The 20980-nt window shown below is 63.1% G+C and carries 18 protein-coding genes; 13 read left to right on the plus strand and 5 right to left on the minus strand.

The window, feature by feature from the left end; translation table 11 throughout:
- The first annotated feature begins 95 nt into the window (after positions 1-95).
- The 3 genes from ACLFLU_RS13555 (at position 96) to ACLFLU_RS13565 (ending at position 3066) form a co-directional block, all read left to right on the plus strand.
- Positions 96-623: a hypothetical protein gene (locus tag ACLFLU_RS13555; RefSeq protein ID WP_426412677.1), complete on the plus strand. Its 528-nt coding sequence runs from the start codon at positions 96-98 to the stop codon at positions 621-623.
- A 606-nt stretch (positions 624-1229) separates the two neighbouring features.
- On the plus strand, positions 1230-1466 hold the full coding sequence (locus ACLFLU_RS13560) for a hypothetical protein (RefSeq protein ID WP_426412678.1): 237 nt from the start codon (positions 1230-1232) through the stop codon (positions 1464-1466).
- A gap of 442 nt (positions 1467-1908) precedes the next feature.
- Positions 1909-3066, plus strand: coding sequence for a diphosphate--fructose-6-phosphate 1-phosphotransferase (locus tag ACLFLU_RS13565; RefSeq protein WP_426412679.1), 1158 nt, complete (start codon positions 1909-1911; stop codon positions 3064-3066).
- 123 nt (positions 3067-3189) lie between these two features.
- On the opposite strand, the gene rocD is transcribed toward ACLFLU_RS13565, so the two are convergent.
- The 3 genes from rocD to ACLFLU_RS13580 form a co-directional block, all read right to left on the minus strand.
- The gene (gene rocD, locus ACLFLU_RS13570) at positions 3190-4404 is read right to left on the minus strand and encodes an ornithine--oxo-acid transaminase (protein ID WP_426412680.1); all 1215 of its coding nucleotides are present in this window, start codon (positions 4402-4404) and stop codon (positions 3190-3192) included.
- Between the two features lie 211 nt (positions 4405-4615).
- Positions 4616-5293: an ion channel gene (locus ACLFLU_RS13575; RefSeq protein WP_426412681.1), complete on the minus strand. Its 678-nt coding sequence runs from the start codon at positions 5291-5293 to the stop codon at positions 4616-4618.
- A gap of 10 nt (positions 5294-5303) precedes the next feature.
- Positions 5304-6524, minus strand: a complete 1221-nt coding sequence (locus tag ACLFLU_RS13580) for a cytochrome P450 (protein ID WP_426412682.1) — start codon at positions 6522-6524, stop codon at positions 5304-5306.
- A 106-nt stretch (positions 6525-6630) separates the two neighbouring features.
- Here ACLFLU_RS13580 and ACLFLU_RS13585 point away from each other — a divergent pair, with 106 nt between their 5' ends.
- From ACLFLU_RS13585 to cnbZ, 10 genes are all read left to right on the plus strand, one after another.
- On the plus strand, positions 6631-7173 hold the full coding sequence (locus ACLFLU_RS13585; RefSeq protein ID WP_148748957.1) for a phosphonopyruvate decarboxylase: 543 nt from the start codon (positions 6631-6633) through the stop codon (positions 7171-7173).
- Positions 7170-7760, plus strand: a complete 591-nt coding sequence (locus tag ACLFLU_RS13590; RefSeq protein ID WP_426412683.1) for a thiamine pyrophosphate-dependent enzyme — start codon at positions 7170-7172, stop codon at positions 7758-7760. The genes ACLFLU_RS13585 and ACLFLU_RS13590 overlap by 4 nt, the downstream gene beginning before the upstream one ends.
- A 144-nt stretch (positions 7761-7904) precedes the next feature.
- Positions 7905-8606: a TetR/AcrR family transcriptional regulator gene (locus ACLFLU_RS13595; protein WP_426413985.1), complete on the plus strand. Its 702-nt coding sequence runs from the start codon at positions 7905-7907 to the stop codon at positions 8604-8606.
- Between the two features lie 2 nt (positions 8607-8608).
- Positions 8609-9802, plus strand: a complete 1194-nt coding sequence (locus ACLFLU_RS13600) for an efflux RND transporter periplasmic adaptor subunit (RefSeq protein WP_426413986.1) — start codon at positions 8609-8611, stop codon at positions 9800-9802.
- 79 nt (positions 9803-9881) lie between these two features.
- Positions 9882-12977: a MexW/MexI family multidrug efflux RND transporter permease subunit gene (locus tag ACLFLU_RS13605; protein WP_426412684.1), complete on the plus strand. Its 3096-nt coding sequence runs from the start codon at positions 9882-9884 to the stop codon at positions 12975-12977.
- A gap of 123 nt (positions 12978-13100) precedes the next feature.
- Positions 13101-14084 (plus strand): ABC transporter substrate-binding protein, encoded by a 984-nt coding sequence (locus tag ACLFLU_RS13610; protein WP_426412685.1) that lies wholly within the window; start codon positions 13101-13103, stop codon positions 14082-14084.
- Positions 14085-14138: 54 nt separating this feature from the next.
- The gene (locus tag ACLFLU_RS13615; protein ID WP_426412686.1) at positions 14139-16757 is read left to right on the plus strand and encodes an ATP-binding protein; all 2619 of its coding nucleotides are present in this window, start codon (positions 14139-14141) and stop codon (positions 16755-16757) included.
- Positions 16754-17143, plus strand: coding sequence for a response regulator (locus tag ACLFLU_RS13620; protein WP_426412687.1), 390 nt, complete (start codon positions 16754-16756; stop codon positions 17141-17143). Before ACLFLU_RS13615 ends, ACLFLU_RS13620 begins: the two co-directional genes overlap by 4 nt.
- A complete protein-coding gene (locus tag ACLFLU_RS13625) occupies positions 17140-18390 on the plus strand; it encodes an adenylate/guanylate cyclase domain-containing protein (protein WP_426412688.1) in 1251 nt (416 codons plus the stop codon). Before ACLFLU_RS13620 ends, ACLFLU_RS13625 begins: the two co-directional genes overlap by 4 nt.
- 9 nt (positions 18391-18399) lie before the next feature.
- Positions 18400-19146: a 2-amino-5-chloromuconate deaminase CnbZ gene (cnbZ, locus tag ACLFLU_RS13630; RefSeq protein WP_426412689.1), complete on the plus strand. Its 747-nt coding sequence runs from the start codon at positions 18400-18402 to the stop codon at positions 19144-19146.
- Here the strand turns inward: cnbZ and ACLFLU_RS13635 are convergent.
- Together ACLFLU_RS13635 and ACLFLU_RS13640 are read right to left on the minus strand one after the other, a co-directional pair.
- On the minus strand, positions 19143-20027 hold the full coding sequence (locus tag ACLFLU_RS13635) for an ABC transporter permease (RefSeq protein ID WP_426412690.1): 885 nt from the start codon (positions 20025-20027) through the stop codon (positions 19143-19145). The genes cnbZ and ACLFLU_RS13635 overlap by 4 nt on opposite strands.
- A 3-nt stretch (positions 20028-20030) precedes the next feature.
- Positions 20031-20972, minus strand: a complete 942-nt coding sequence (locus ACLFLU_RS13640) for an ABC transporter permease (RefSeq protein ID WP_426412691.1) — start codon at positions 20970-20972, stop codon at positions 20031-20033.
- Positions 20973-20980 lie beyond the last annotated feature (8 nt).

Below are 20980 nucleotides of genomic sequence, written 5' to 3' on the forward strand. Positions count from 1 at the left end.
GCTACGTTTCGAGGCTCCATCATTCCTTCAAGTTGTGATGGAGCGGGCGATTCAGGCTTGCTGACTTCAACCCGTTCAGTTGGAATAGGGAATACTTGGGCCCGAGCGCCCGGCCTCCGGGCGCATTTCAAAGTCGACTGGGCGATGTCGTTGATGCATTTCCCTCCGTTTCCATCGACCTGGAGGCGGGTTTATTACTCGGCGTGATCGCGTTCAAACAATTGAATTTTGAACAGGGGGCTTTTATGCGAGCCCGGTTGCAGAATACCCACATCGTAAGATCGATGATGGTGGCAGTGCTGCTGATGTCCACCCCCGTGGCGGCTCGCGATCCAGAAGGCAGATACGCGCAAGCCGATCCGGAAATGCACAGATGGTTCGAGCAATTGAAGTCCGAAGGAGGAGAGGCCTGCTGCGCTCTTTCCGACGGAAATACTTTGCGGGACACAGATTGGCGAAGCCGGAACGGGCATTTCCAGGTCTTTCTTGCGGACGAGTGGATTGATGTCCCGGACGTTGCGGTCGTGAAGGTACCCAACCGCTTCGGGAGAACGGTTGTTTGGCCCTACTATGATGACGGTCGTCCCACTGTTCGCTGTTTCATGCCGGGTAGTATGATTTAGGGGCGCGTGGTTAGTCCGGAAATAGCCCATCTCGGTCCTTGGCAGCGGTGCTGTGCCCGGCTGGATTTGGTTGGAAATCAGCCCGGCGACGCATCGAACGGCGATCCGGTTGGAGTACCACCAACGAGAGGTGGACAGCCGTCAGCTTTCAAGCAGAATGATATCATGCCGATGCCGCAGCCTCGCCACGGGCTGCGCCACATCGGATACGGTCATCTGTGGCATCAACGATCAACGGGCGCGGCGGATGTACCCTGCCTGATGATTTTGAATGGCCCCGACGCGCAATCGTCGGGGCCATCGTTATGATTGGCGTCGCAAGGCTACCGACGTCTGCCGAAGGCCCGTCGTGGTTCGGCTCGGTCCCCCCGATGATTGTGGTGATTAAGGAGATCGCCCCGAAGGCGGTCTTGCAGTCCGATGCGATGGGCCAAAATAGTTTCGGGATCAAACCTCGGACCGGCCCGACTGTTCGCCGAAAAGTCGGACGATTGCGCTATCATGGATTGACCGTCAAACACCGGACTATCATGCGCCAATTCAATCTGCGAAGCTGTGACCTCACAAATGCGCTTGTAAACAAGTAAGCGCGAAGGGAGGTTCGCAGTGGAGAAAGTGCGACGGTTGCGTGCGATGAGTTCCCTGTGCCGCCAACAGGCCGCGTACAACAGCATGAACAAATGGAAGCTGCTCGCGGAAGCAGAATTCTGGGATCACCTGGCCGAGCTTGAGTTGTCTTCCTACTTCCAACAATGCAACGCCACCAGTTCGAATGAGAGAGAGCGGCCTCAAGCGATCGCAGACGCGAATGACGCTGAACCGAAGACGATCTCCGCCGCGTGAGGTCGGAACCGGATTGTCGCTTGCTTTCCGTGTCAGCGCACGTCTCACCGAGAGAAGCGGCCCGGACACGCATGTTCTCGTCGCGCTTTAAAGCACCCCAAATCGTTCGGCCGGTGCGCAAATAGCAACGAGGGAATGCCACGCTGCCCTCACGGGCTTGCGACCTGTTGCAGCGTGTTGAAGCGCGCCTTCTGCTCGCTGCTGAGCGTGGCCAAAGACTCGTCCAGGGTTGATTGTTTCCTACAACCGTTTCGAATTGCTTGGGGGCAAATCTCGGCCCTGTAGGAAGCTAAGCTATTCATGATGCTCAGGCCTGTAGCTTTTCCGGGGCGCGACACGATACTGCAGGGCAGGTCGCCCGTTGCAGCATTGGCCAATCTTCGCTTCAATCGTCTCTCACAGTCCACGGGCGGCATAGCCGGAAACAAGTCATAGAGGATCCATGCCATCAATCGTCATCGCCCAGGGCGGCGGCCCCACTGCCGTGATCAACCAGACCTTGTGTGGCGCCATCCTTGCCGCGCGCAGGCATGATCCGTCCATGCGCATTCTGGGCGCGCGCTATGGCGTGCGAGGCCTCACGGCGGGGAACGTCGTCGACCTAACCACCATGCCCGAGGCCGAACTCCGCCGCCTCGGCAACACGCCTAATTCGGCTCTCGGATCGACCCGCGACAAACCAGATTCCGGAGCATGCTCCGATATTCTTGCGGCTCTGGACCGGCTAGACGCCCGCGCCTTTGTCTATATTGGCGGCAACGACACCGCCGGAACGCTCGAACTGCTGCGGCAGCAGTCAAGTGGCCCTTGCCGTTTCGTGCATGCCCCCAAGACCATCGATAATGACCTGATGGAGAACGATCACGTCCCCCGCTTCATCTCGGCAGCCGCCTTCGTGGCCAATGCCTTTGTCAGCATAGATCTCGATTTTCGCGCCATGCCCGGCATCTATGTGGCCATCGTCATGGGCCGCCATGCCGGTTTCCTCTCCGCCGCGGCCGCAGGCTGGCAGCAAGCGCCCGACGATGCTCCGCATCTGATCTACACGCCGGAAAGGCCGTTCTCGGTTGTCCAGTTCCTCGACGACGTCGATGCGGTTAACACCCGGCTGGGCCGGTGTATTGTCTCGATGTCCGAGGGAGTGCAGGACGAATCCGGACGGCCTCTCGCCGAGGCGCTGGCAGGCGAGGCGATCGAGCGCGACGCCCATGGCAATCTGCAGTTGACTGGCGGTGATGTCGGCATCGAGATCCAAAAAGCGCTGAAATCGCGTTTTCCCAAGGCGAGGGCGCGTGTCGACACGCTGGGCTATCTGCCGCGCGCCTATATCGGCGTGATCGACGAAACCGACCGCAAGGAGGCTTTCGACGCCGGCGCATTTGCCGCGCAAAGCGCCTTAACCGGCAGCGGCTCGGTGGTGCTGCATTATGACGGCGAGCGTATCGAACCTCTGCTCGTGCCGCTCGATCGCGTGGCTGGCAAGACACGCCATATGCCCGACGATTTCCTTGTCGGCAGCAATGCCGTTTCGGAAGAAGGACGGCGCTATTTTCGGCGGCTTCTGCCCAAGCGGCCCGATATCTTCCTGCCGTTCGTGTGAAATTGCCGAAGAGTGTGAGTACGCGCCCTCTGGCAATCGCCCACGACTTTCAGCGCACAGACATGTGGCGGAATGGTTCGTTGTTGGCCGCGGCCGGCATTGCGATCGTCCGACGCGGCCCTCTCAAGACAAGTCCTGCGTCAGGATCGCCGCGAACTGCTCCAGCGCCCAGTCGACCTCGTCGCTGGTGATCACTAGCGGCGGGGCGATGCGGATCGTGTGCTCATGGGTATCCTTGGCGAGGATGCCCTTGCCCTGGAGCGCCTCGCAGTAGCGGCGCGCGCGGCCAGCCTCGGGATGCAGCTCGACCGCCAGCATCAGGCCGCGCCCGCGCACGTCGCGGATCGTGTTGGCGCGGATGTCTTTCAAGCCTTCGAGAAAGCGCGCGCCCTGAATGGCCGCGTTCTCGATCATGCCTTCCTCGACCAGCACGCGCATCGCCGCGCGCGCCACCGCGCAGGCCAGCGGGTTGCCGCCGAAGGTCGAGCCGTGCTGTCCGGGTCGGAGTGTCCCGAGCACGTCGTTGTTCGAGAGCACGGCCGACACGGGATAGAAGCCGCCGGACAAGGCCTTGCCGAGCAGCGTCACGTCCGCCTCGATTCCCTCGTGCTGCTCGGCGAGCAACTTGCCGGTGCGGCCGAGCCCGGTCTGGATCTCGTCGAGCACCAGCATGACGTTGTTGGCCGTGCAGAGCTCCCGGACCTCTGTGAAATAGCCGGCCGGGGGAATGATGACGCCGGCTTCGCCCTGGATCGGCTCGACCAGGAAGGCGACGGTGTTTGGCGTGATTGCCTCTTCCAGCGCTGCGGCATCGCCGAACGGGATGATCCTGAAGCCCGGCGCGAACGGCCCAAAGTGTCCGCGTGTCTCGGCGTCCGTTGAAAAGCCGACGATTCCCAGCGTGCGTCCGTGGAAATTGTCGGCGCAGACGATGATCTCGGCCTGGCCGTCCGGCACGCCTTTCACCTCATAGCCCCATTTACGCACCGACTTGATCGCGCTTTCGACCGCCTCGGCGCCGCTGTTCATCGGCAGCACCTTGTGGGAGCCCGTCAGCGCCGCGATCTCTTCGTAGAACGGGGCGAGCTGGTCGTTGTGGAACGCGCGTGAGGTGAGCGTCAGCCGGTGCGCCTGTTCCACCATCGCCGCCAGGATCTTGGGATGGCAGTGGCCCTGGCTGACCGCGGAATAGGCGGAGAGGCAATCGAGATACCGGTTGCCTTCGGTATCCCAGACCCAGACACCTTCGCCGCGCGTCAGGACGACCCCGATCGGCTGGTAATTCTGGGCGCCAAAGCGTGCTTCCGTTGCGAGGAAATCAATGACCGACGAGTTCATCTTCGTCACTCCATTGCTGCGCGCCGGCGCCGACCTACTGCGCTCAAACTGATTTGGGTATCAGCCTGCCTGCTTGGAAGTCCTCATGCGCAATGCCGCCTGATTTTCTCGAAATGTCAAATGGTTCGGCGGATCCGCAGGGCATTTTCGGCCGAGCTACCAGCTACTGTGCATGGGGTTGTTTTCGACATTTTTGTTTGGCCAAGCCGATTCAGGAGTCCTGATCGCGGTGCGCGATCTCCAGCGTGACGAGCCTTGCCAGCAGCGTTGCCGGATAGAGCTGACCGAACACCGCCTCGATGTTGCACAGGCTGCGCACGATCGGATGCACCGGCGCGACGTCGCCATAGCCGGTCGTCGTCAGCGTCGCGAAGCTGAAATAGATCACCTGGCTCGCCAGCGCCGGGCTGTCCTCCACCTTCATGCCGGCGAACGCGTTCGGCACCAGTGAGCCCATGAAGGTGTACAGCGCCGAGAAGATCACCGCGATCGTCATGTAGAGCAGCACCGCGCCGATCACGCGATGATAGGTGATGCGGCCCGGCGCGAAGGTGGCGCGCGCCACCACCCAGGCCATCGTGGTGCCGACGATGAACCAGGAGCCGGCGAACAGATTGAGGTCGAGGATGGAGGGCGAACGTATCCGCAGGATCGCCCCGGTCACGATCATGGCAAGCGCGATCAGCATCGCCGCGACCGCGACGGGGCTTCCCGAGATCACAAAGATGCCGACGACCAGCAGCAGTGCCAGCACCAGCTCGGAGGCCTGAAACGCAAAAATCCCCAGCGCCTGGAGCGGGGCGACCACGAACATCATGATCATGACCAGGGCGGTCAATCCGGTCAGCAGCGGATCGGCCCAGCGCTCGCGGATCTCGTCGATGTTCATGACATCCTCGTCAGCCGATGGAGCAGGGCACGCTCAGGAAGCCGCGGAACCGGACGCGGCCGCCGCGCACCGGCTGGCCGCTGACGGCATAGTCCGGGAAGCGCGCCAGGAAACGCGCGATCGCAATTGCGCCTTCGAGCCGGGCCAGCGCCATGCCGGCGCATTGATGCGCGCCGGTGGCAAACGCCAGGTGCCGGTTCGGCGTGCGCGCGACGTCGAACCGTTCAGGGTCGGGAAACTGCGCGGGGTCGCGGTTGGCAGCTCCAATGCACAGCGTCACCGACGTGCCGGCCTCGAGCATGACGCCGCCAAGCTCGATGCGCTCGGTCGTCATGCGATTGCCGAGCTGGTTCGAGCTTTCGTAGCGCAGGATCTCCTCGACGCCGGTCTTGATGAGATCTGGATTGTCGATCAGCCGCTGCTTCTGGTCCGGATTCCGATGCAGCGCGACGAGGCCGTTGCCGATCAGATTGGTGGTCGTCTCGTGGCCGGCGTTGAGCAGGAAGATGCAATTGTGCAGCAACTCCTTCTCCGTCAGCCGCTCACCGCTGTCTTCACCGTGGATCAGGCGCGTCAGCACGTCGCGCTCGGGATTACCGGGCTTCTGACGCCGGCGCGCGACCAGCGTTTCGAGATAGGCAAGGAAATCCGTCACCGCCTTGTTGCCGCGCGCAGCGACCTCGGGCGATACGACAGGCTCGAGCGCGCCAAGGATCGCCAGCGACCAGTCGCGCAATGGCACGCGCTCCTCATGGGGGACGTCGAGCAGATTACCGATCACCTCGATCGGGATGGAGGCGGCGAAATCCTCGATCAGCTCGCAATCACCCTTGGTGGCGATGGCGTCGAGCAGGCCGTCGACCAGCCTAACGATGTCAGGCTCCATCCCCGCGATCGCGCGCGGCGACAGCGCGCCCATGATCAGGCGCCGCACGCGGGTGTGCGCGGGCGGATCGTTGAAGACGAGGCTCGTCGTGTGGTGCTCGTAGAGCGGGGTGTCGCCATATTTCGGCGCGAACTCGCGCTTCTTGTCCGAGCTGAACGATTTTGTGTTCTTGTAGGTGGTGACGAGGTCGTCGTAGCGGGTCAGGAACACGGTGCCGCTCGGCAGGCGTTTGACCGGCTCGTTCTCCCGCAGTGCACGATAAGTCGGGTAGGGATCGTCGTAGAATTCGCTCGTCAGCTTCGCCAGATCGAAATTGGCCGCCAGTTCTTTCGCATCTGCGTTCATGCGCCATACTCGCCGGTTGAGACCGATATGCCGTTTTCGCTCTTTCGAGCCGTGCTGGTCACCGTCTACAGTCTCGCTGTGATTTGCTAGCCGACCGGACAGGAAAATGCACGCCCGCGCTGACGCTTCCGACACGGCCCCGAACTGGCCGGACGATATTTTTGCGACCTTGCAACGCTTCGACGTGCGGCAGGTACCTTACGTGCCCGATGCTGGCCATTCGAAGCTGATCCAGCGCGTGTTGGGCTCGTCCACGATGCGGGGCATTCCGCTGACGACGGAGGAGGAAGGCGTCGCATTGCTCGCCGGCGCCTGGACCGGCGGCCAGCGTGGTGTGCTGCTGATGCAATCGAGCGGCGTCGGCAATTGCATCAACATGTTGTCGCTGATCCCGATCCTGCGCTTTCCGTTCCTCACCCTCGTGACAATGCGCGGCGAGTGGGGCGAGTTCAATCCGTGGCAGGTGCCGATGGGTTCGACCACGCAGGGCGTGCTCGAACTGTCCGGCATCAAGGTGCTGCGCGCCTCGAACGCAGCCGAGGTGCCGGCGGTGTTGGAGGCGGCCGCGGCGCAAGCCTACAACGCGCTGACGCCCACCGCCGTCCTGCTGTCGCAACGCCTGATCGGCGCCAAGGTTTTCACCAGATGAGCAAGGCCAATCTCCTCGACCGCCGCCAAGTGGTGTCCGCGCTGCTTGCGAACCGCAAGGACGTGGTTGCGATCGGCGGCCTCGGTGCCTCCACCAACGACATCACCGCCGCCGGCGACCACGCCCGCAATTTCTATCTCTGGGGCGGTATGGGCGGGGCTGCGATGATCGGGCTGGGCCTGGCGCTGGCGCAGCCGAAGCTGCCTGTGCTGGTCATCACCGGCGACGGCGAGATGCTGATGGGGATGGGCAGCCTTGCCACCATCGGCCTGCAGAAGCCGTCCAACCTCTCGATCGTCGTTCTCGACAACGAGGCCTATGGCGAGACCGGTGGCCAGACCAGCCATACGTCGGCTGCGGCCGACCTCGTCGGCGTCGCCAGGGCCTGCGGCATCGCCGACGCTTGCGCGATCTCGACCATGGCGGAGGTGGAAGCCTTCGCCAAGACCGTCCACGACCTCTCGGCGGGGCCGCGCTTTGCCAATGTGAAGATCGACAGCGCCAGCGTGGAGCGGATCTTGCCGAGCAGGGACGGGACCTACATCGTCAACCGGATCCGCGGCGACCTCGGCTTTCAGCCGATCTGACGCCGGTCCCTGATCTCGTTCCCCGCGGGCGACGTTCCCCTCGCGGAGGTAAGCTGTGACCAATTTCCAACAGATCCCCACCCACCTAGGTTGCGTCGCACCATTTTGCTTGACTTTGGCGTGGGTGAGTGCTTACTCACTAGCATGAGCTCATTGCGTATGACGAGCGACCTGAGGCGTCAATTGATCCTCGGAGCCGCGAAACGCTGCTTTGCCCGGCACGGCTATACCGGCACCACGACGAAGAGCGTGGCGGCGGCTGCTGCCATTTCCGAGGCGCTGCTGTTCAAGCATTTCCCGTCCAAGGCGGCGCTCTATGCCGAAATCCTCAGCGACGAATGCGAGGCGGACCCGGCGCTCATGGAGCTGCTCGAGCGCGAGCCGTCGACGGCCACTCTGGTTGAGTTGATCTGCGGCATGGTCCAGCATTTCCTGCTGATCGTCGACGGCCCCGACCAGGAGGAGGCCCAGCGCCTGCGACTGATGGCCACCAGTCATCTGGATGACGGCGAATTCGCTCGTTTGCTATATGCCAAGATCGAGACGCTGATCGGAGCGGTCTTCGTCGCCTCGCTCGAACGCGCGGTCGCCGCCGGCGATGCGCGGGCGAGTGGCAGCGAACCGCTCAATCTGTTCTGGTTTGCGCATCATACGGTGATGACCGCTGCGCTGACCAGGCTGCCGTCCGTACCCTGTCTCGCTTATGGCAGGGCGAACGATCTGGAGCGGCAGCTCTGTGAGTTTCTCTTGAGAGGCATCGGACTTAACGACGCCGCAATTGCTTCGCATCTCGGCCGCGATCAGGCCGCGGGTGCCGGCAAGACGGCGATTGCAGAAAGCGCATGACAATGAACATCGTAGCCGAACACAAGATTTCGGGCGAACCGATCGACAGCAAGGCCCCCAAGCGTCCGGTTCGGCCGGTGCTCTGGTTCATCATCGTCGGCACGCTCCTGGGCGCGCTGGTCGGTGGTCTCGTCTGGTTCAATTATTTCCGTGGCCAGATGATCAAGCAGTTCTTCGCCAACAACAAGCCGCCGCCGACCGTAGTCAGCGCGGCGGAAGCGAAGTCCGAGGTGGTACCGAACCTGCTCACCGCTGTCGGCGGCCTCGCCGCCGTGCACCAGGTCGACGTCGCCGCCGACGTCAACGGCCGCGTCACCGAGATCAAGTTCGAGCCAGGCGCCCATGTCGAAGCCGGCATGCCGCTGGTGCAGCTGTTCGACGCGCCGGACCAGGGTGACCTCGCCAACTACAAGGCGCAGGCAACGGTCGCGCAGCTGTCGCTCGACCGCGCCAAGCAGCTGGCGTCGCGCCAGTTCGGTCCGCAGGCGACCGTCGATTCCGCACAGGCCGCCTACGACCAGGCGCTGGCCGGTATCGCCAAGACCGAAGCGCTGATCTCGCAGAAGCTGGTTCGCGCCCCGTTCTCCGGCGATCTCGGCGTCCGCAAGGTCGAGGTCGGTCAGTATCTGACCGCCGGCACGGCGATCGTCTCGCTCACCGATCTGTCGGAGCTGTGGGCCAACTTCACGGTGACGGAAAAGGATTCCGCCAACCTCAAGGTCGGACAGGCCGTCCGACTGAAGGTCGACGCCTATCCCGGCCGCGTCTTCGACGCCAAGGTCACCACGATCGAGCCGCAGGTCGCGGCCGATACGCGCAACATCCGCGTGCAGGCGACGGTCTCCAATCCGGAAAAGATCCTGAAGCCCGGCATGTTCGTGACCACCACGGTGGTGCTGCCGGACAAGCCGGCGGTGGTCACCGTGCCCGAGACCGCGGTCGACTACACGCTGTACGGCGACTCCGTGTTCGTGATCACCGAGAAGAAGGAAGAGGACGGCAAGACCAGCCTGAGTGCGGTGCGCACCTTCGTGCAGACCGGCAACCGGGTCGATGGTCGTGCTGAAATTATCAAAGGCTTGAAGCCGGGCGACAAGGTCGTTGCCGTCGGCCAGCTCAAGCTGCAGTCGGGCTCTGCCGTGTCGATTTCAACAGATCCGGCTCCGGCAATTCCGGCGCAGCCGCCACGCTACTGACAATGCGCTCGCATGATCCGGCAAAGCCGGATCATGCTTCATAAGCCCAAGAAATCGAGATCGAATCGAGATCGTTGCGATGCGCTTTACTGATATTTTCATCAAACGCCCGGTCCTGTCGGTCGTCGTCAGCCTGCTGATCCTGCTGATCGGCCTGCGCGCGGCGATGGTGCTGCCGATCCGGCAGTACCCGAAGCTTTCGAACACGGTCATCAACATCACGACCGTCTATCCCGGCGCGTCCGCGGAACTGATCCAGGGCTTCATCACCACGCCGATCGAGCAGGCGGTCGCTTCCGCCGAAGGCGTCGACTACATGACCTCGTCCTCGGTGCTCGGCACCTCGACGATCCAGGTTTACATCAAGCTGAACTTCGATCCGAACCAGGCGCTCACCGAAGTGCTGGCCAAGACGAACTCGGTCAAATATCTGATCCCGAAGGAATCCAACGACCCGATCGTCACCAAGACCACCGGCCAGACTACGGCCGTGATGTATCTCGGCTTCTCGTCGGACGAGCTGTCGGGGTCGGCGATCTCGGACTACCTCACGCGCGTGGTGCAACCGGTGCTGTCGACCGTCGATGGCGTGGCATCCGCCGACATTCTCGGCGCCCAGAACTTTGCGATGCGGCTGTGGCTCGATCCGGTGAAGATGGCCGGCCGCAACGTGTCGCCAGCCGACGTCGCCTCGGCGATCGCCGCCAACAACTTCCAGTCCGCGGCAGGCCAGACCAAGGGCTATTTGATCGTCTCGAATATCTCGACGAATACCGACCTCGGTAACGTCGAACAGTTCAAGAAGATGATCGTCAAGGCCAAGGACGGCGGCTTTGTGCGGATGGAGGACATCGCGAGCGTCGAGCTCGCCGCGCAGAGCACGGATGCGAGCGTCGCCTTCAACGGCGAGCACGCGATCTTCATCGGCGTGAACGCGACACCTCAGGGCAACCCGCTGACGCTGGTGAAAGGCGTGCGTGCGCTGTTCCCCGAGCTCGAGCGCAATTTGCCGCCATCGATGAAGATGAAGGTCGCCTACGATTCGACCAAGTTCATTCAGTCGTCGATCGACGAGGTCGAGAAGACGCTGGGCGAAGCCATCGTGATCGTCATCGTGGTGATCTTCCTGTTCCTGGCGTCGTTCCGCTCCGTCATCATTCCGGTTGTCACCATTCCGCTGTCGATGATCGGCGTCTGCACTCTGATGCTGATGTTGGGCTTCAGCTTCAACCTGCTGACACTGCTCGCGATGGTGCTCGCAATCGGCCTCGTGGTCGACGACGCCATCGTGGTGGTGGAGAACATCCATCGGCATCTGGAAGAAGGGAAGACACCGGTACAGGCCTCATTGGAGGGCGCGCGGGAAATCGTCGGTCCCGTCGTCTCGATGACCATCACCCTTGCCGCAGTGTATGCCCCGATCGGCTTCCTCGGCGGTCTCACCGGCTCGCTGTTCCGCGAATTCGCCTTCACGCTCGCGGGCTCGGTGATCGTGTCCGGCGTGATCGCGCTGACGCTGTCGCCGATGATGTGCTCGGTGCTGCTAAAGAACACCGAAGAGGGCCGTTTCGCCAAGCTTGTCAACAAGGTGTTCGGCGCGCTGACCCGCTGGTATGGCCGCAGGCTCGACCGCTCCCTCGACTACAAGGCCATCACCGGCCTGTTCGCTGTGACGATCCTCGGCCTTGTCGGCTTCCTCTACATGCACACCTCGAAAGAGCTGGCGCCCGAGGAAGACCAGGGCATCGTCTTCGCGGTGACCAAGGCGCCGAAATACGCGAACATCGACTATGTCGATTTCTACGGTGACAAGCTCGACAAGGAATTCCAGAAGTTCCCCGAGACCGATCTCCGTTTCGTGCTGAACGGCATCAACGGCCCGCAGGGTGGCATCGCCGGCATGCTGCTGAAGTCATGGGATGAGCGCAAGCGCTCGTCGATCGCGCTGAAACCGCTGGTGCAGGCCGAGCTCTCCAAGATCGAGGGCGTGCAGGCCTTTGCGTTCAACCTGCCGCCGCTGCCGGGCGGACCTGGCGGTCTGCCGGTGCAGATGGTGATCAACTCGACCGCGGGCTTCCAAGCCGTCTTCGAGCAGATGGAGAAGCTGAAGGACGCCGCGCGCAAGAGCGGCATGTTTATCGTTTCCGACAGCGATCTCGCCTATAATCAGCCGACCGTGACGGTGAAGATCGATCGCAGCAAAGCACAGGATCTCGGCGTCAACATGCAGAACCTCGGCAGCGCGCTGGCCGTGCTGCTGGGCGGCAACTACATCAACCGCTTCAATCTCGAGGGCCGGTCCTACCAGGTGATCCCGCAAGTGCCGCGCAGCCAACGGCTCTCGCCGGAGGCGCTTGGCAACTACTATGTCACGACGAATTCCGGCCAGCAGCTCCCGCTGTCGACGGTGGTGTCGATTCAGACCAGGACAGATCCGAATTCGCTGACGCACTACAATCAGCTGAACTCGGCAACGTTCTCGGCGGTGCCGATGCCCGGCGTGACCGTCGGTGCGGCTGTCGACTTCCTCGAGGGCGAGGCCAAGAAGATGCCCCAGGGCTTCAGCCACGACTATCTCGCGGACAGTCGGCAGTACGTGCAGGAAGGCAATCAGCTCGCGATCACCTTCGGTTTCGCACTGATCATCATCTTCCTGGTGCTCGCGGCGCAGTTCGAGAGCTTGCGTGACCCGCTGGTGATCATGATCTCGGTGCCGATGGCGATCGTGGGAGCGCTGATCCCGCTGTTCTTTGGCGTTGCGACCATGAACATCTACACCCAGGTCGGCCTGCTTACCCTGGTTGGCCTGATCACCAAGCACGGCATCCTGATGGTGGAGTTCGCCAATGAGCTCCAGGTCAACGAGCGGCTCGACCGCCGCTCGGCCATCGAAATGTCGGCCCGTATCCGACTGCGGCCGATCCTGATGACGACGGCCGCGATGGTCACCGGCCTGATCCCGCTGCTGACCGCGTCCGGCGCCGGCGCGGCCAGCCGCTTCTCGATCGGCCTCGTCGTCGTCGCGGGCATGTCGATCGGCACGCTGTTCACGCTGTTCGTGCTACCGGCGGTCTACGTCGTGCTGGCGACCGATCATCGTGCGGCGGCTGATTCCGAGCGGAATAAGCAGGTCAACGAGGTTGATCTCGACTCCAAAGTGCTCCGGCCGACCTGACCAGGGCTCGATTTGCGTGCGAAGCGGCAACAGCCATCGCTGTTGCCGCTTTTTTTTGTCGCGCGATATTTCGTAGTATGATCGCTGCAGCGCCGTAATTGTGCGCTTGAGGCGGGTTGTCGGATGAAGAGGCGCGAATTTCTGGCAGTGCTTGGCGGGGCGGCCTTGGCGCGCCCGGGCATGGCGTCGGCCGATGCGCCAGGCCGCCTCTATCGCCTGGGGACGGTGACGCCAATCGCTCCGATTACGGCGGACAGCCGGGGCGGCAAGATCCTGATCAAGGTTCTCGAAGAGCGCGGTTTCAAGCTCGGCCTTAACCTGACCTTCGAAGCGCGGGGCGCACTTGGCGACGTCGCGATGCTGCCCGCGTTGATCGCAGAGCTGAAGGCCAAGAACGTCGACGTCATCGTGATCATTGGCTACCCGACCGCCATGGCCGCCAAAGCGGCCGGCATTGCCACTGTCGCGGCCAGTGGCGTCGGTGATCCCGTCGAAACCAAGCTGATCGAGAGCCTGGCGCATCCAGGCGGCAAGATCACCGGCATTTCGGACGTCGCAGCGACACTCAGCGCCAAGCGGCTGTCGCTGCTCAAGGAGCTGTCGCCGAAACTGACCAAGGTCGCGATGCTCTGGAACAAGGACGACCTCGGCATGACCATGCGTTATCAGGCGTCCGCGAAGGCGGCCCAGGCGCTTGGACTCACCGTGCAGGCGCTCGGCGTGCGCGAGCCCGACGATTTCGACGAAGCCTTTTCGGCGATGAACAACGATTTGCCCGATGGCATTCTGATGGTGGCGGATGCGCTGACCATTCTCAATCGCGAGCGCGTGTTCGAGTTCGCCGCTCTCCGAAAGCTACCGGCGATCTACGAATTCGACGAATTCGCCCGCGACGGTGGTCTGATGTCCTATGGCGCGGATTCCTCGGAATCCTTCGAGCGAGCGGCCGCGCTGGTCGCCCGCATTTTCAACGGGGCTAACCCCGGCGACCTGCCATTCGAACTGCCGACCCGCTATCCCCTGGTGCTCAATCTCAAGACGGCGAAAGCGACCGGACTTGAAATTCCCCCGACCATGCTGGCACTTGCCGACGAGGTGATCGAGTAACCTTGTGCGCTGCGGCGAGAGACAAGGTCCGGCCTTCTTGCTAGGCTTGGGGCAATGAGCATTTCCGTCCATCCAGGCACCCCACAAGCCAGGCCGCTGCCGCGTGCGGCCGCGGATGGCGTCGCGTCCGGAGAGGCGGGACGGGGGATCAGGACGCGGCTGTTCACCAAATATGTCGCGCTGTTCGTGGCCGTGGTCGCCGTCGCGCTGCTGGCCAATGGCCTGTTCGAGGTCCTGTTCTACTATCGGGAGCACAAGGCTTCGCTGATCCGGGTCCAGCACGAGCAGGCCGAGGCGGCAGCCGCCAAGATCAGCCAGTTCGTCAAGGAGATCGAGAGCCAGCTCGGCTGGACCACGCAACTGCCGTGGTCTGCGGGCGATGCGGAGACGCGCAGCAAGGCAATCGAGCCGCGCCGGTTCGACGCGCTGCGGCTGCTGCGTCAAGTGCCCGCGATCACCGAGCTCGCCCAGGTGGATTCGACCGGCAGAGAGCGCCTTCGCGTTTCGCGGCTGGCGATGGACGCGATCGACAGCGGCATCGATCTGTCGAGCGATCCGAAGTTCACCGAAGCCGTCGCGCACAAGGTCTATTACGGACCAGTCTATTTTCGTCGCGAGTCGGAGCCCTACATGACGCTGGCGCAGGCCGGCGCCCGCAAGGATGCGGGCGTCAGCATTGCGGAGGTCAATCTCAAGCTGATTTGGGATGTCGTATCCCAGATCAAGGTCGGCGAGCACGGACATGCCTATGTGGTCGGCCCGGAGGGGCGCCTGATCGCGCATCCCGATATCAGCCTGGTTTTGCGCAACACCGACCTGTCGGGACTGGCGCAGGTGCGCGCTGCGCTCGCCGGCGGCGGCGTCATGCCGGACGCCTTGCAGGAAGCGACCAACATCCAGGGGCAGAAGGTTTTGACGGCGTCCGCGCCGATCGCCCCGCTCGGCTGGACCATGTTCGTCGAGCTGCCGGTCGAGGAGGCGTATGCGGCGCTCTATGCCTCGTTGCAGCGGCTTGCGATCGTATTGCTCGCGGCGTCAATCTTCGCGGTGCTCGCTGGGATTTTTCTCGCCCGCCGCATGGTCGGGCCGATCCAGGCGCTGCGCAGCGGCGCCGAGCGGATCGGCGGCGGCGACTTCTCACAGCGCATCAACATCAAGACCGGTGACGAGCTCGAAGGGCTCGCGGACCAGTTCAACGACATGGGCGCACGGCTGCAGGAATCCTATGCGGACCTGGAAAAGAAGGTCGAGCAACGGACGGCGGAGTTGACTGAGTCGTTGCTGCATCAGACCGCGACTTCCGAGGTCCTTCAGGTCATCAGCCGTTCGCCTGGCGATCTGAGCCCGGTATTCCAGACCATCATCGAGCGGGCGACCCTCATCTGCGACGCCAAATTCGGCAATTTGTTCCTGTTCGAAAATGGTGGTTTCCGCTGTGTGTCGGTATCGGACCTGCCTCCGGCCTTTGCAGAAACATTTGCACGCGCGCCGGTCATCGTCCCGCCTCCGTCCGATCCGTTGGGTCGGGTCGCATCGACGCGGCGGTTGGTTCACGTCGAGGACGTCAGGCGGGAGCCGGATTACCTGGCGGGCTTTCGGCCGATCGTGGAATTGGCTGATCTTGGAGGCGCCCGGACCATCCTGCTTGTGCCGATGCTCAGGGAAAGCGATTTCATTGGTGTGATCGCAATTTTCCGGCAGGATGTTCGCTTCTTTACCGACAAGCAAATCGGTCTGGTGACCAGTTTCGCCAATCAGGCAGTCATCGCCATCGAGAATGCGCGGCTGCTCGATGAGTTGCGCAAGCGCACGATGGAGCTCTCGCAGTCCCTTGATGAGTTGCGCGCGGCTCAGGGCCGCCTGATCCAGACCGAGAAGCTTGCTTCGCTCGGCCAGCTCACGGCTGGCATCGCCCACGAGATCAAGAACCCGCTCAACTTCGTCAATAATTTCTCGTCAGTCTCGACCGAGCTGATCGACGAGCTCAACGAGATCCTGCAAACGGCATCGCTCGACGGCAAGACGAAGGACGAGGTGGACGAGCTGGCGGGCATGCTGCGGGGGAATCTCGAAAAAGTGGTGCAGCACGGCAAGCGCGCCGATTCCATCGTCAGGAATATGCTGCTGCACTCGCGCGAGGGCTCCGGCGAGCATCGCCCCGCAGACATCAATGCGATCGTGGAGGAGAGCCTCAATCTGGCCTATCACGGCGCGCGCGCCGAACGGCCATCGTTCAACGTGACACTCCAGCGCGACCTCGATCCGACCGCGGGGATGGCCGACGTCTATCCGCAGGAGATCACCCGCGTCTTCCTCAATCTGATCTCGAACGGCTTCTATGCTGCGACCAAGCGCAAGGAAAGCGCCGCGGATGGATTCGAGCCGACCCTGAGCGCCGCGACGAAGAATCTCGGCGGCAAGGTCGAGATCCGGATCCGCGACAACGGCACAGGCATTCCGCAGGACGTGAAGGAGAAGATGTTCAATCCCTTCTTCACCACCAAGCCGGCCGGCGAGGGTACCGGGCTTGGTCTGTCCATGAGTCATGACATCGTCGTGAAACAGCACGGCGGCACGATCGACGTGAAATCTGAGCCCGGTGTATTCACCGAATTCATCATCACCTTGCCGCGCGTCATGGCGGCAGGCGGTACCTCCGGAGGCAAGACGTGAACGTTTACATCCTGGTCGTCGATGACGAGCCCGATGTCGAGGCGCTGTTCCGGCAGCAATTCCGGCGCGACCTGCGTGCCGGCCGTTTCCAGATGGAGTTCGCGCCCTCGGCGCCCGATGCGCTGAAGCTCGCGGCCGAGGTTCGCGACCCCTCGTTGATCCTGATCCTGTCCGATATCAACATGCCCGGCATGAGCGGGCTCGACATGTTGCCCAGGGTGCGCGCCGAGCATCCGCATGTTCCGGTCATCATGATCACGGCGTACGGCGATGCCGAGACGCGTCGCAAGGCGATCGAGCGCGGCGCCACCGGGCTCCTCACCAAGCCGATCGATTTTGCGCTGCTGCGCCAGCAGATCGACACGAGGCTCGAGCAGGCGGCATGACTCCGACCATCCTCTTCGTCGACGACGAGGCCGACCTCGAGGCGCTGATCCTGCAGAAATTCCGCAGGAAGATTCGCGACGGGCTTGTCGCCATCATATTCGCGCGCGACGGCCTGGAGGCGCTGGAATCGCTTGAGCAGAACCCGCAAGTCGACATGGTGGTTTCCGACATCAACATGCCCCGGATGGACGGGCTGTCGCTGCTGCAGAAGCTGCAGGAAGCCGAGGACAAGAAGTCGACCATCATCGTTTCGGCCTATGGCGACATGAGCAACATCCGCACCGCCATGAACCGCGGCGCGTTCGACTTCCTGACCAAACCGATCGACTTCGCCGACCTGGAAACCACGATCGAAAAGACCCTTCGCCACATCGAGATGTTGCGCGAAGTGAGGCGCCGTCAAGCGGAGGCCGAGCGAGCCCACGCTGCATTGTCGCGTCACTTCTCGCCGGAGCTTGCCAAGCGTCTGGCTGCGGGCGGCGAGGGCGAGGGGATCGAGGTGCAGTGGCGCGATGTCGCGACCATTTTCACCGATATCACCGGCTTTACCTCGCTGGTCGAAAGCGCGCCGCCCGAGACGCTGGGCGCGCTTCTCAACGAATATGTCGGCGGGATGACCGAAGTGGTCTTCGCGCATGACGGGACGGTCGCAAAAATCATCGGCGACGCGATCCAGGTACTGTTCAATGCGCCCGGTGATCAGCCTGACTACGCGACGCGTGCGGTCGCCTGCGCCCACGATCTCGATGCCTGGGCGCAGAATTTTTGCGCACGGCAGGGCGCAAAGGGTGTGAAGTTCGGCATAACCCGCATCGGCATTCACGCAGGCTCCGCACTGGTCGGAAATTTCGGCGGCAATCGCTTCTTCGATTACACAGCGTATGGGGACACGATCAACATCGCGGCGCGGCTTGAAGCCGCCAACAAGCAGCTGGGCACGCGCATCTGTGTCAGCTCCAGTGTCGCCGAGGCAGCCAGGAATTTTCAGGGGCGTCCCGTCGGCGATCTGATGCTGCGCGGACGCAGCGAGCCGCTGCGCGCGTTCGAGCCGCTGCCGCGTGAAAAGTTCGAGGCGCCCGAGGCGGCGCGTTATTCCGAGGCCTTTGCCAAGATGGAAGCCGGCGACGCGGCGGCCATGCCGGCCTTTGCAGCATTGGTCGGCGCGCACGCCGATGATCCTCTCGCCGGATTTCACCTGAGGCGCCTGCTCAACGGCGGCAGGGGCATCCGCATTCAATTGGATTAGGAGTTCGTCATGATTCGTGAATTCTCCCCCGGCAACTATCGGTTCATTCCCTCCGTGTTCCAGTATTCGGCTGGTGCGGCCGCCGATGATGGCTATGAGATCGAGCGCGTCCGGTTCGATCGCCTCGTGCCGCTGGCCGAAGGGTTTGCGCGTGCTGCAAGGTTCATTCAGGAGGCGGGGCGTCCGTTGACGGCCTTCTGTGCCTGCGAGCTGCGCTCGCCGGCCGCCTTCAGCGAGGAAGGTTTTCGCGCGTTCAACCTGCATTATGTCAAGACGCTCTCGGAATGGGGCATCTTCGACGGCACCACCAATCCGGTGGCGCGCAGCAATGTCTGTCCTGAACTCGATCCGCCGTCCGAGCCGTCGTTCTACGCGTTCTCCTTCACGCGCCCGACAAGCTCCAAGGCGCCGTCCTTCGTCATTGCGGGCGGCGCGGAGGCGCGCGAGGGCAGCGGCACCTATGTCGAGCGCACGGTGCGCTACCGCGACCTTAGCCCGGAGGGTTTGCGCGAGAAGGTCCGGTTCACCACGACGTCGCAGATGGAGAACCGGATGACGGCGTTCGGATTCGGCTGGAAGGACACCACCGGCGTGCAGGCCTATTCCGTGCACGACTTCCACCACGCGCTGGTCGACGAGCTCGTCCGTCGCGGCGCGCTGCGCTCGGGCCTCACCTGGCACTTTGCCCGGCCGCCGGTGGTCGATCTCGAATATGAGATGGATTGCCGCCGCGTGATGCGCGAGAGCGTGATCTAGCGTTGGCGCGGGTCGAGGGCATCGCGCAGGCCGTCGCCGAGCAGGTTCAATGACAGCACCACGAGGAAGATCGCCAGCCCCGGCCAGATCGCCATCCAGGGCGCCTGGGTCAGGAAGCGTTGCGCTGCGTTGAGCATGCTGCCCCAGGACGGTGCGGGCGGCTGCTGGCCGAGACCGAGGAACGACAGCGCCGCCTCGGCGATGATCGCCGCAGCGATCGAGAGCGTGGCCTGAACCAGCAGTGCAGGCAGGATGTTCGGCAGGATGTGCGAGACTGCGATGCGCCAGGGCGGATTGCCGAGCGCGCGCGCTGCTTCGACATAGTCCTCGGCCTTGACGCTCAGCACCTGGCCGCGGGTCAGCCGGATGAAGATGGGCGTTGCCGAGATGCCGATCGCGATCATGGCGTTGCCAAGGCTCGGACCGAGGAACGCCGCCAGCGCAATCGCCAGGATCAGGAACGGGCAGGCCAGCATCGCGTCGGTGATCCGGCTGATCAGCGCGTCGACGAACCCGCCGCGATAGCCGGCGACGAGGCCAAGCGGCACGCCGATGCCGAGCGCGATCGCGACCGAGATAAGGCCTGCCAGCAGCGAGGCGCGCGCACCGTAGACGACGCGGCTCAGGATATCGCGGCCAAGCTCGTCAGTGCCGAACCAGTGCGCCATTGTGGGCGGCTTGCGTACCAGGCTCCAGCTCGTCGCGATGGGATCGTGGGGCACGATCAGAGGCGCCAGCAGCGCGAGCAGGATGAAGATGCTGAGGACCACAAGGCCCGCGACCGCCGCCTTGCGCTTGAACAGGCGCCGCCGCGCGCGGCGCGCCGGGCTGTCCAGCTCGTCGCCTTCCACAAGGGGCCCGGACAGGGCGGCGTCGGTCATGGCCTAGCCCCTCAGCCGCGGATTGACGAGGATGTAGGCGACGTCGGCAACCAGATTGAGCGTGATGTAGACCGTGGCGGTCACCAGCACCACGCCCTGCACGACGGCGTAGTCGCGGTTGAACACGGCATCCACGATCAGCTTGCCGAAGCCGGGAATGGAGAAGATCTGCTCGGTCAGCACGGCGCCGGACAGCAGCGTGCCGAGCTCGAGCGCGCCGAGCGTGATAATCGGTGTCAGCGCGTTGCGCATGGCATGTTTCAGGATCACGGAACGCTCGGACAGGCCCTTGGCGCGCGCGGTGCGGACATAATCGCTCTCCAGCACCTGGAGCATGGCGCTGCGGGTGTGCCGCATCAGGACCGCGGCAATCGCGTTGCCGAGCACGAAGGCGGGCATGATGGTTGCAGCCAGGCTCGCCCGCCAGTTCTCGCTAAGCGGCACATAGCCCGAGGCCGGCAGCCAGCCGAGCTCGATCGAGAACAGGAAGATCAGCATAATGCCGAGCCAGAAGTTCGGTGTCGAGATGCCCCATAGCGCGAAGAAATTGGCGCCGTAGTCCCAGGCCGTTCCCTTCTTCACGGCGGCGACGATCCCGGCGGGAATGCCGATCAGGAAGGCGATGATAATCGCCATCGAACCGAGCTGTAGCGTCACCGGCAGCTTTTGCGCAATCAGCTCGCGCACCGGCATCTTGTTGCGCAGCGACTCGCCGAAATCGCCTGATAACACGCCCTTCATCCAGTAGGCGTACTGCACGGGGACCGGCTGATCGAGCCGGTATTGGTGGCGGATCTGCTCGATCACGGCCGGATCGCGCTCTTCGCCAGCCATCACCAGTGCGGGATCGCCCGGCAACAATTGCTGCAGCGAGAAGATCAGCACCGACACGAAGAACAGTGTCGGTACGATCTGCACAAGCCGGCGGGCGAGGAAGTTCAGCATCCCTGCGT

The sequence above is a fragment of the Bradyrhizobium ganzhouense genome (genome assembly GCF_049949285.1).
Classification (GTDB): Bacteria; Pseudomonadota; Alphaproteobacteria; order Rhizobiales; family Xanthobacteraceae; genus Bradyrhizobium; species Bradyrhizobium ganzhouense.

What these genes read in the sequence shown, in the direction of transcription:
- ACLFLU_RS13615 (WP_426412686.1), top strand. Translation starts at nt 14,139, where the DNA reads ATGAGCATTTCCGTCCATCCAGGCACCCCACAAGCCAGGCCGCTGCCG.
- ACLFLU_RS13575 (WP_426412681.1), bottom strand. Translation starts at nt 5,293, where the DNA reads ATGAACATCGACGAGATCCGCGAGCGCTGGGCCGATCCGCTGCTGACC.
- ACLFLU_RS13595 (WP_426413985.1), top strand. Translation starts at nt 7,905, where the DNA reads ATGAGCTCATTGCGTATGACGAGCGACCTGAGGCGTCAATTGATCCTC.
- ACLFLU_RS13640 (WP_426412691.1), bottom strand. Translation starts at nt 20,972, where the DNA reads ATGCTGAACTTCCTCGCCCGCCGGCTTGTGCAGATCGTACCGACACTG.
- cnbZ (WP_426412689.1), top strand. Translation starts at nt 18,400, where the DNA reads ATGATTCGTGAATTCTCCCCCGGCAACTATCGGTTCATTCCCTCCGTG.
- ACLFLU_RS13565 (WP_426412679.1), top strand. Translation starts at nt 1,909, where the DNA reads ATGCCATCAATCGTCATCGCCCAGGGCGGCGGCCCCACTGCCGTGATC.
- ACLFLU_RS13590 (WP_426412683.1), top strand. Translation starts at nt 7,170, where the DNA reads ATGAGCAAGGCCAATCTCCTCGACCGCCGCCAAGTGGTGTCCGCGCTG.
- ACLFLU_RS13585 (WP_148748957.1), top strand. Translation starts at nt 6,631, where the DNA reads ATGCACGCCCGCGCTGACGCTTCCGACACGGCCCCGAACTGGCCGGAC.
- ACLFLU_RS13600 (WP_426413986.1), top strand. Translation starts at nt 8,609, where the DNA reads ATGAACATCGTAGCCGAACACAAGATTTCGGGCGAACCGATCGACAGC.
- ACLFLU_RS13580 (WP_426412682.1), bottom strand. Translation starts at nt 6,524, where the DNA reads ATGAACGCAGATGCGAAAGAACTGGCGGCCAATTTCGATCTGGCGAAG.
- ACLFLU_RS13635 (WP_426412690.1), bottom strand. Translation starts at nt 20,027, where the DNA reads ATGACCGACGCCGCCCTGTCCGGGCCCCTTGTGGAAGGCGACGAGCTG.
- rocD (WP_426412680.1), bottom strand. Translation starts at nt 4,404, where the DNA reads ATGAACTCGTCGGTCATTGATTTCCTCGCAACGGAAGCACGCTTTGGC.
- ACLFLU_RS13610 (WP_426412685.1), top strand. Translation starts at nt 13,101, where the DNA reads ATGAAGAGGCGCGAATTTCTGGCAGTGCTTGGCGGGGCGGCCTTGGCG.
- ACLFLU_RS13605 (WP_426412684.1), top strand. Translation starts at nt 9,882, where the DNA reads ATGCGCTTTACTGATATTTTCATCAAACGCCCGGTCCTGTCGGTCGTC.
- ACLFLU_RS13625 (WP_426412688.1), top strand. Translation starts at nt 17,140, where the DNA reads ATGACTCCGACCATCCTCTTCGTCGACGACGAGGCCGACCTCGAGGCG.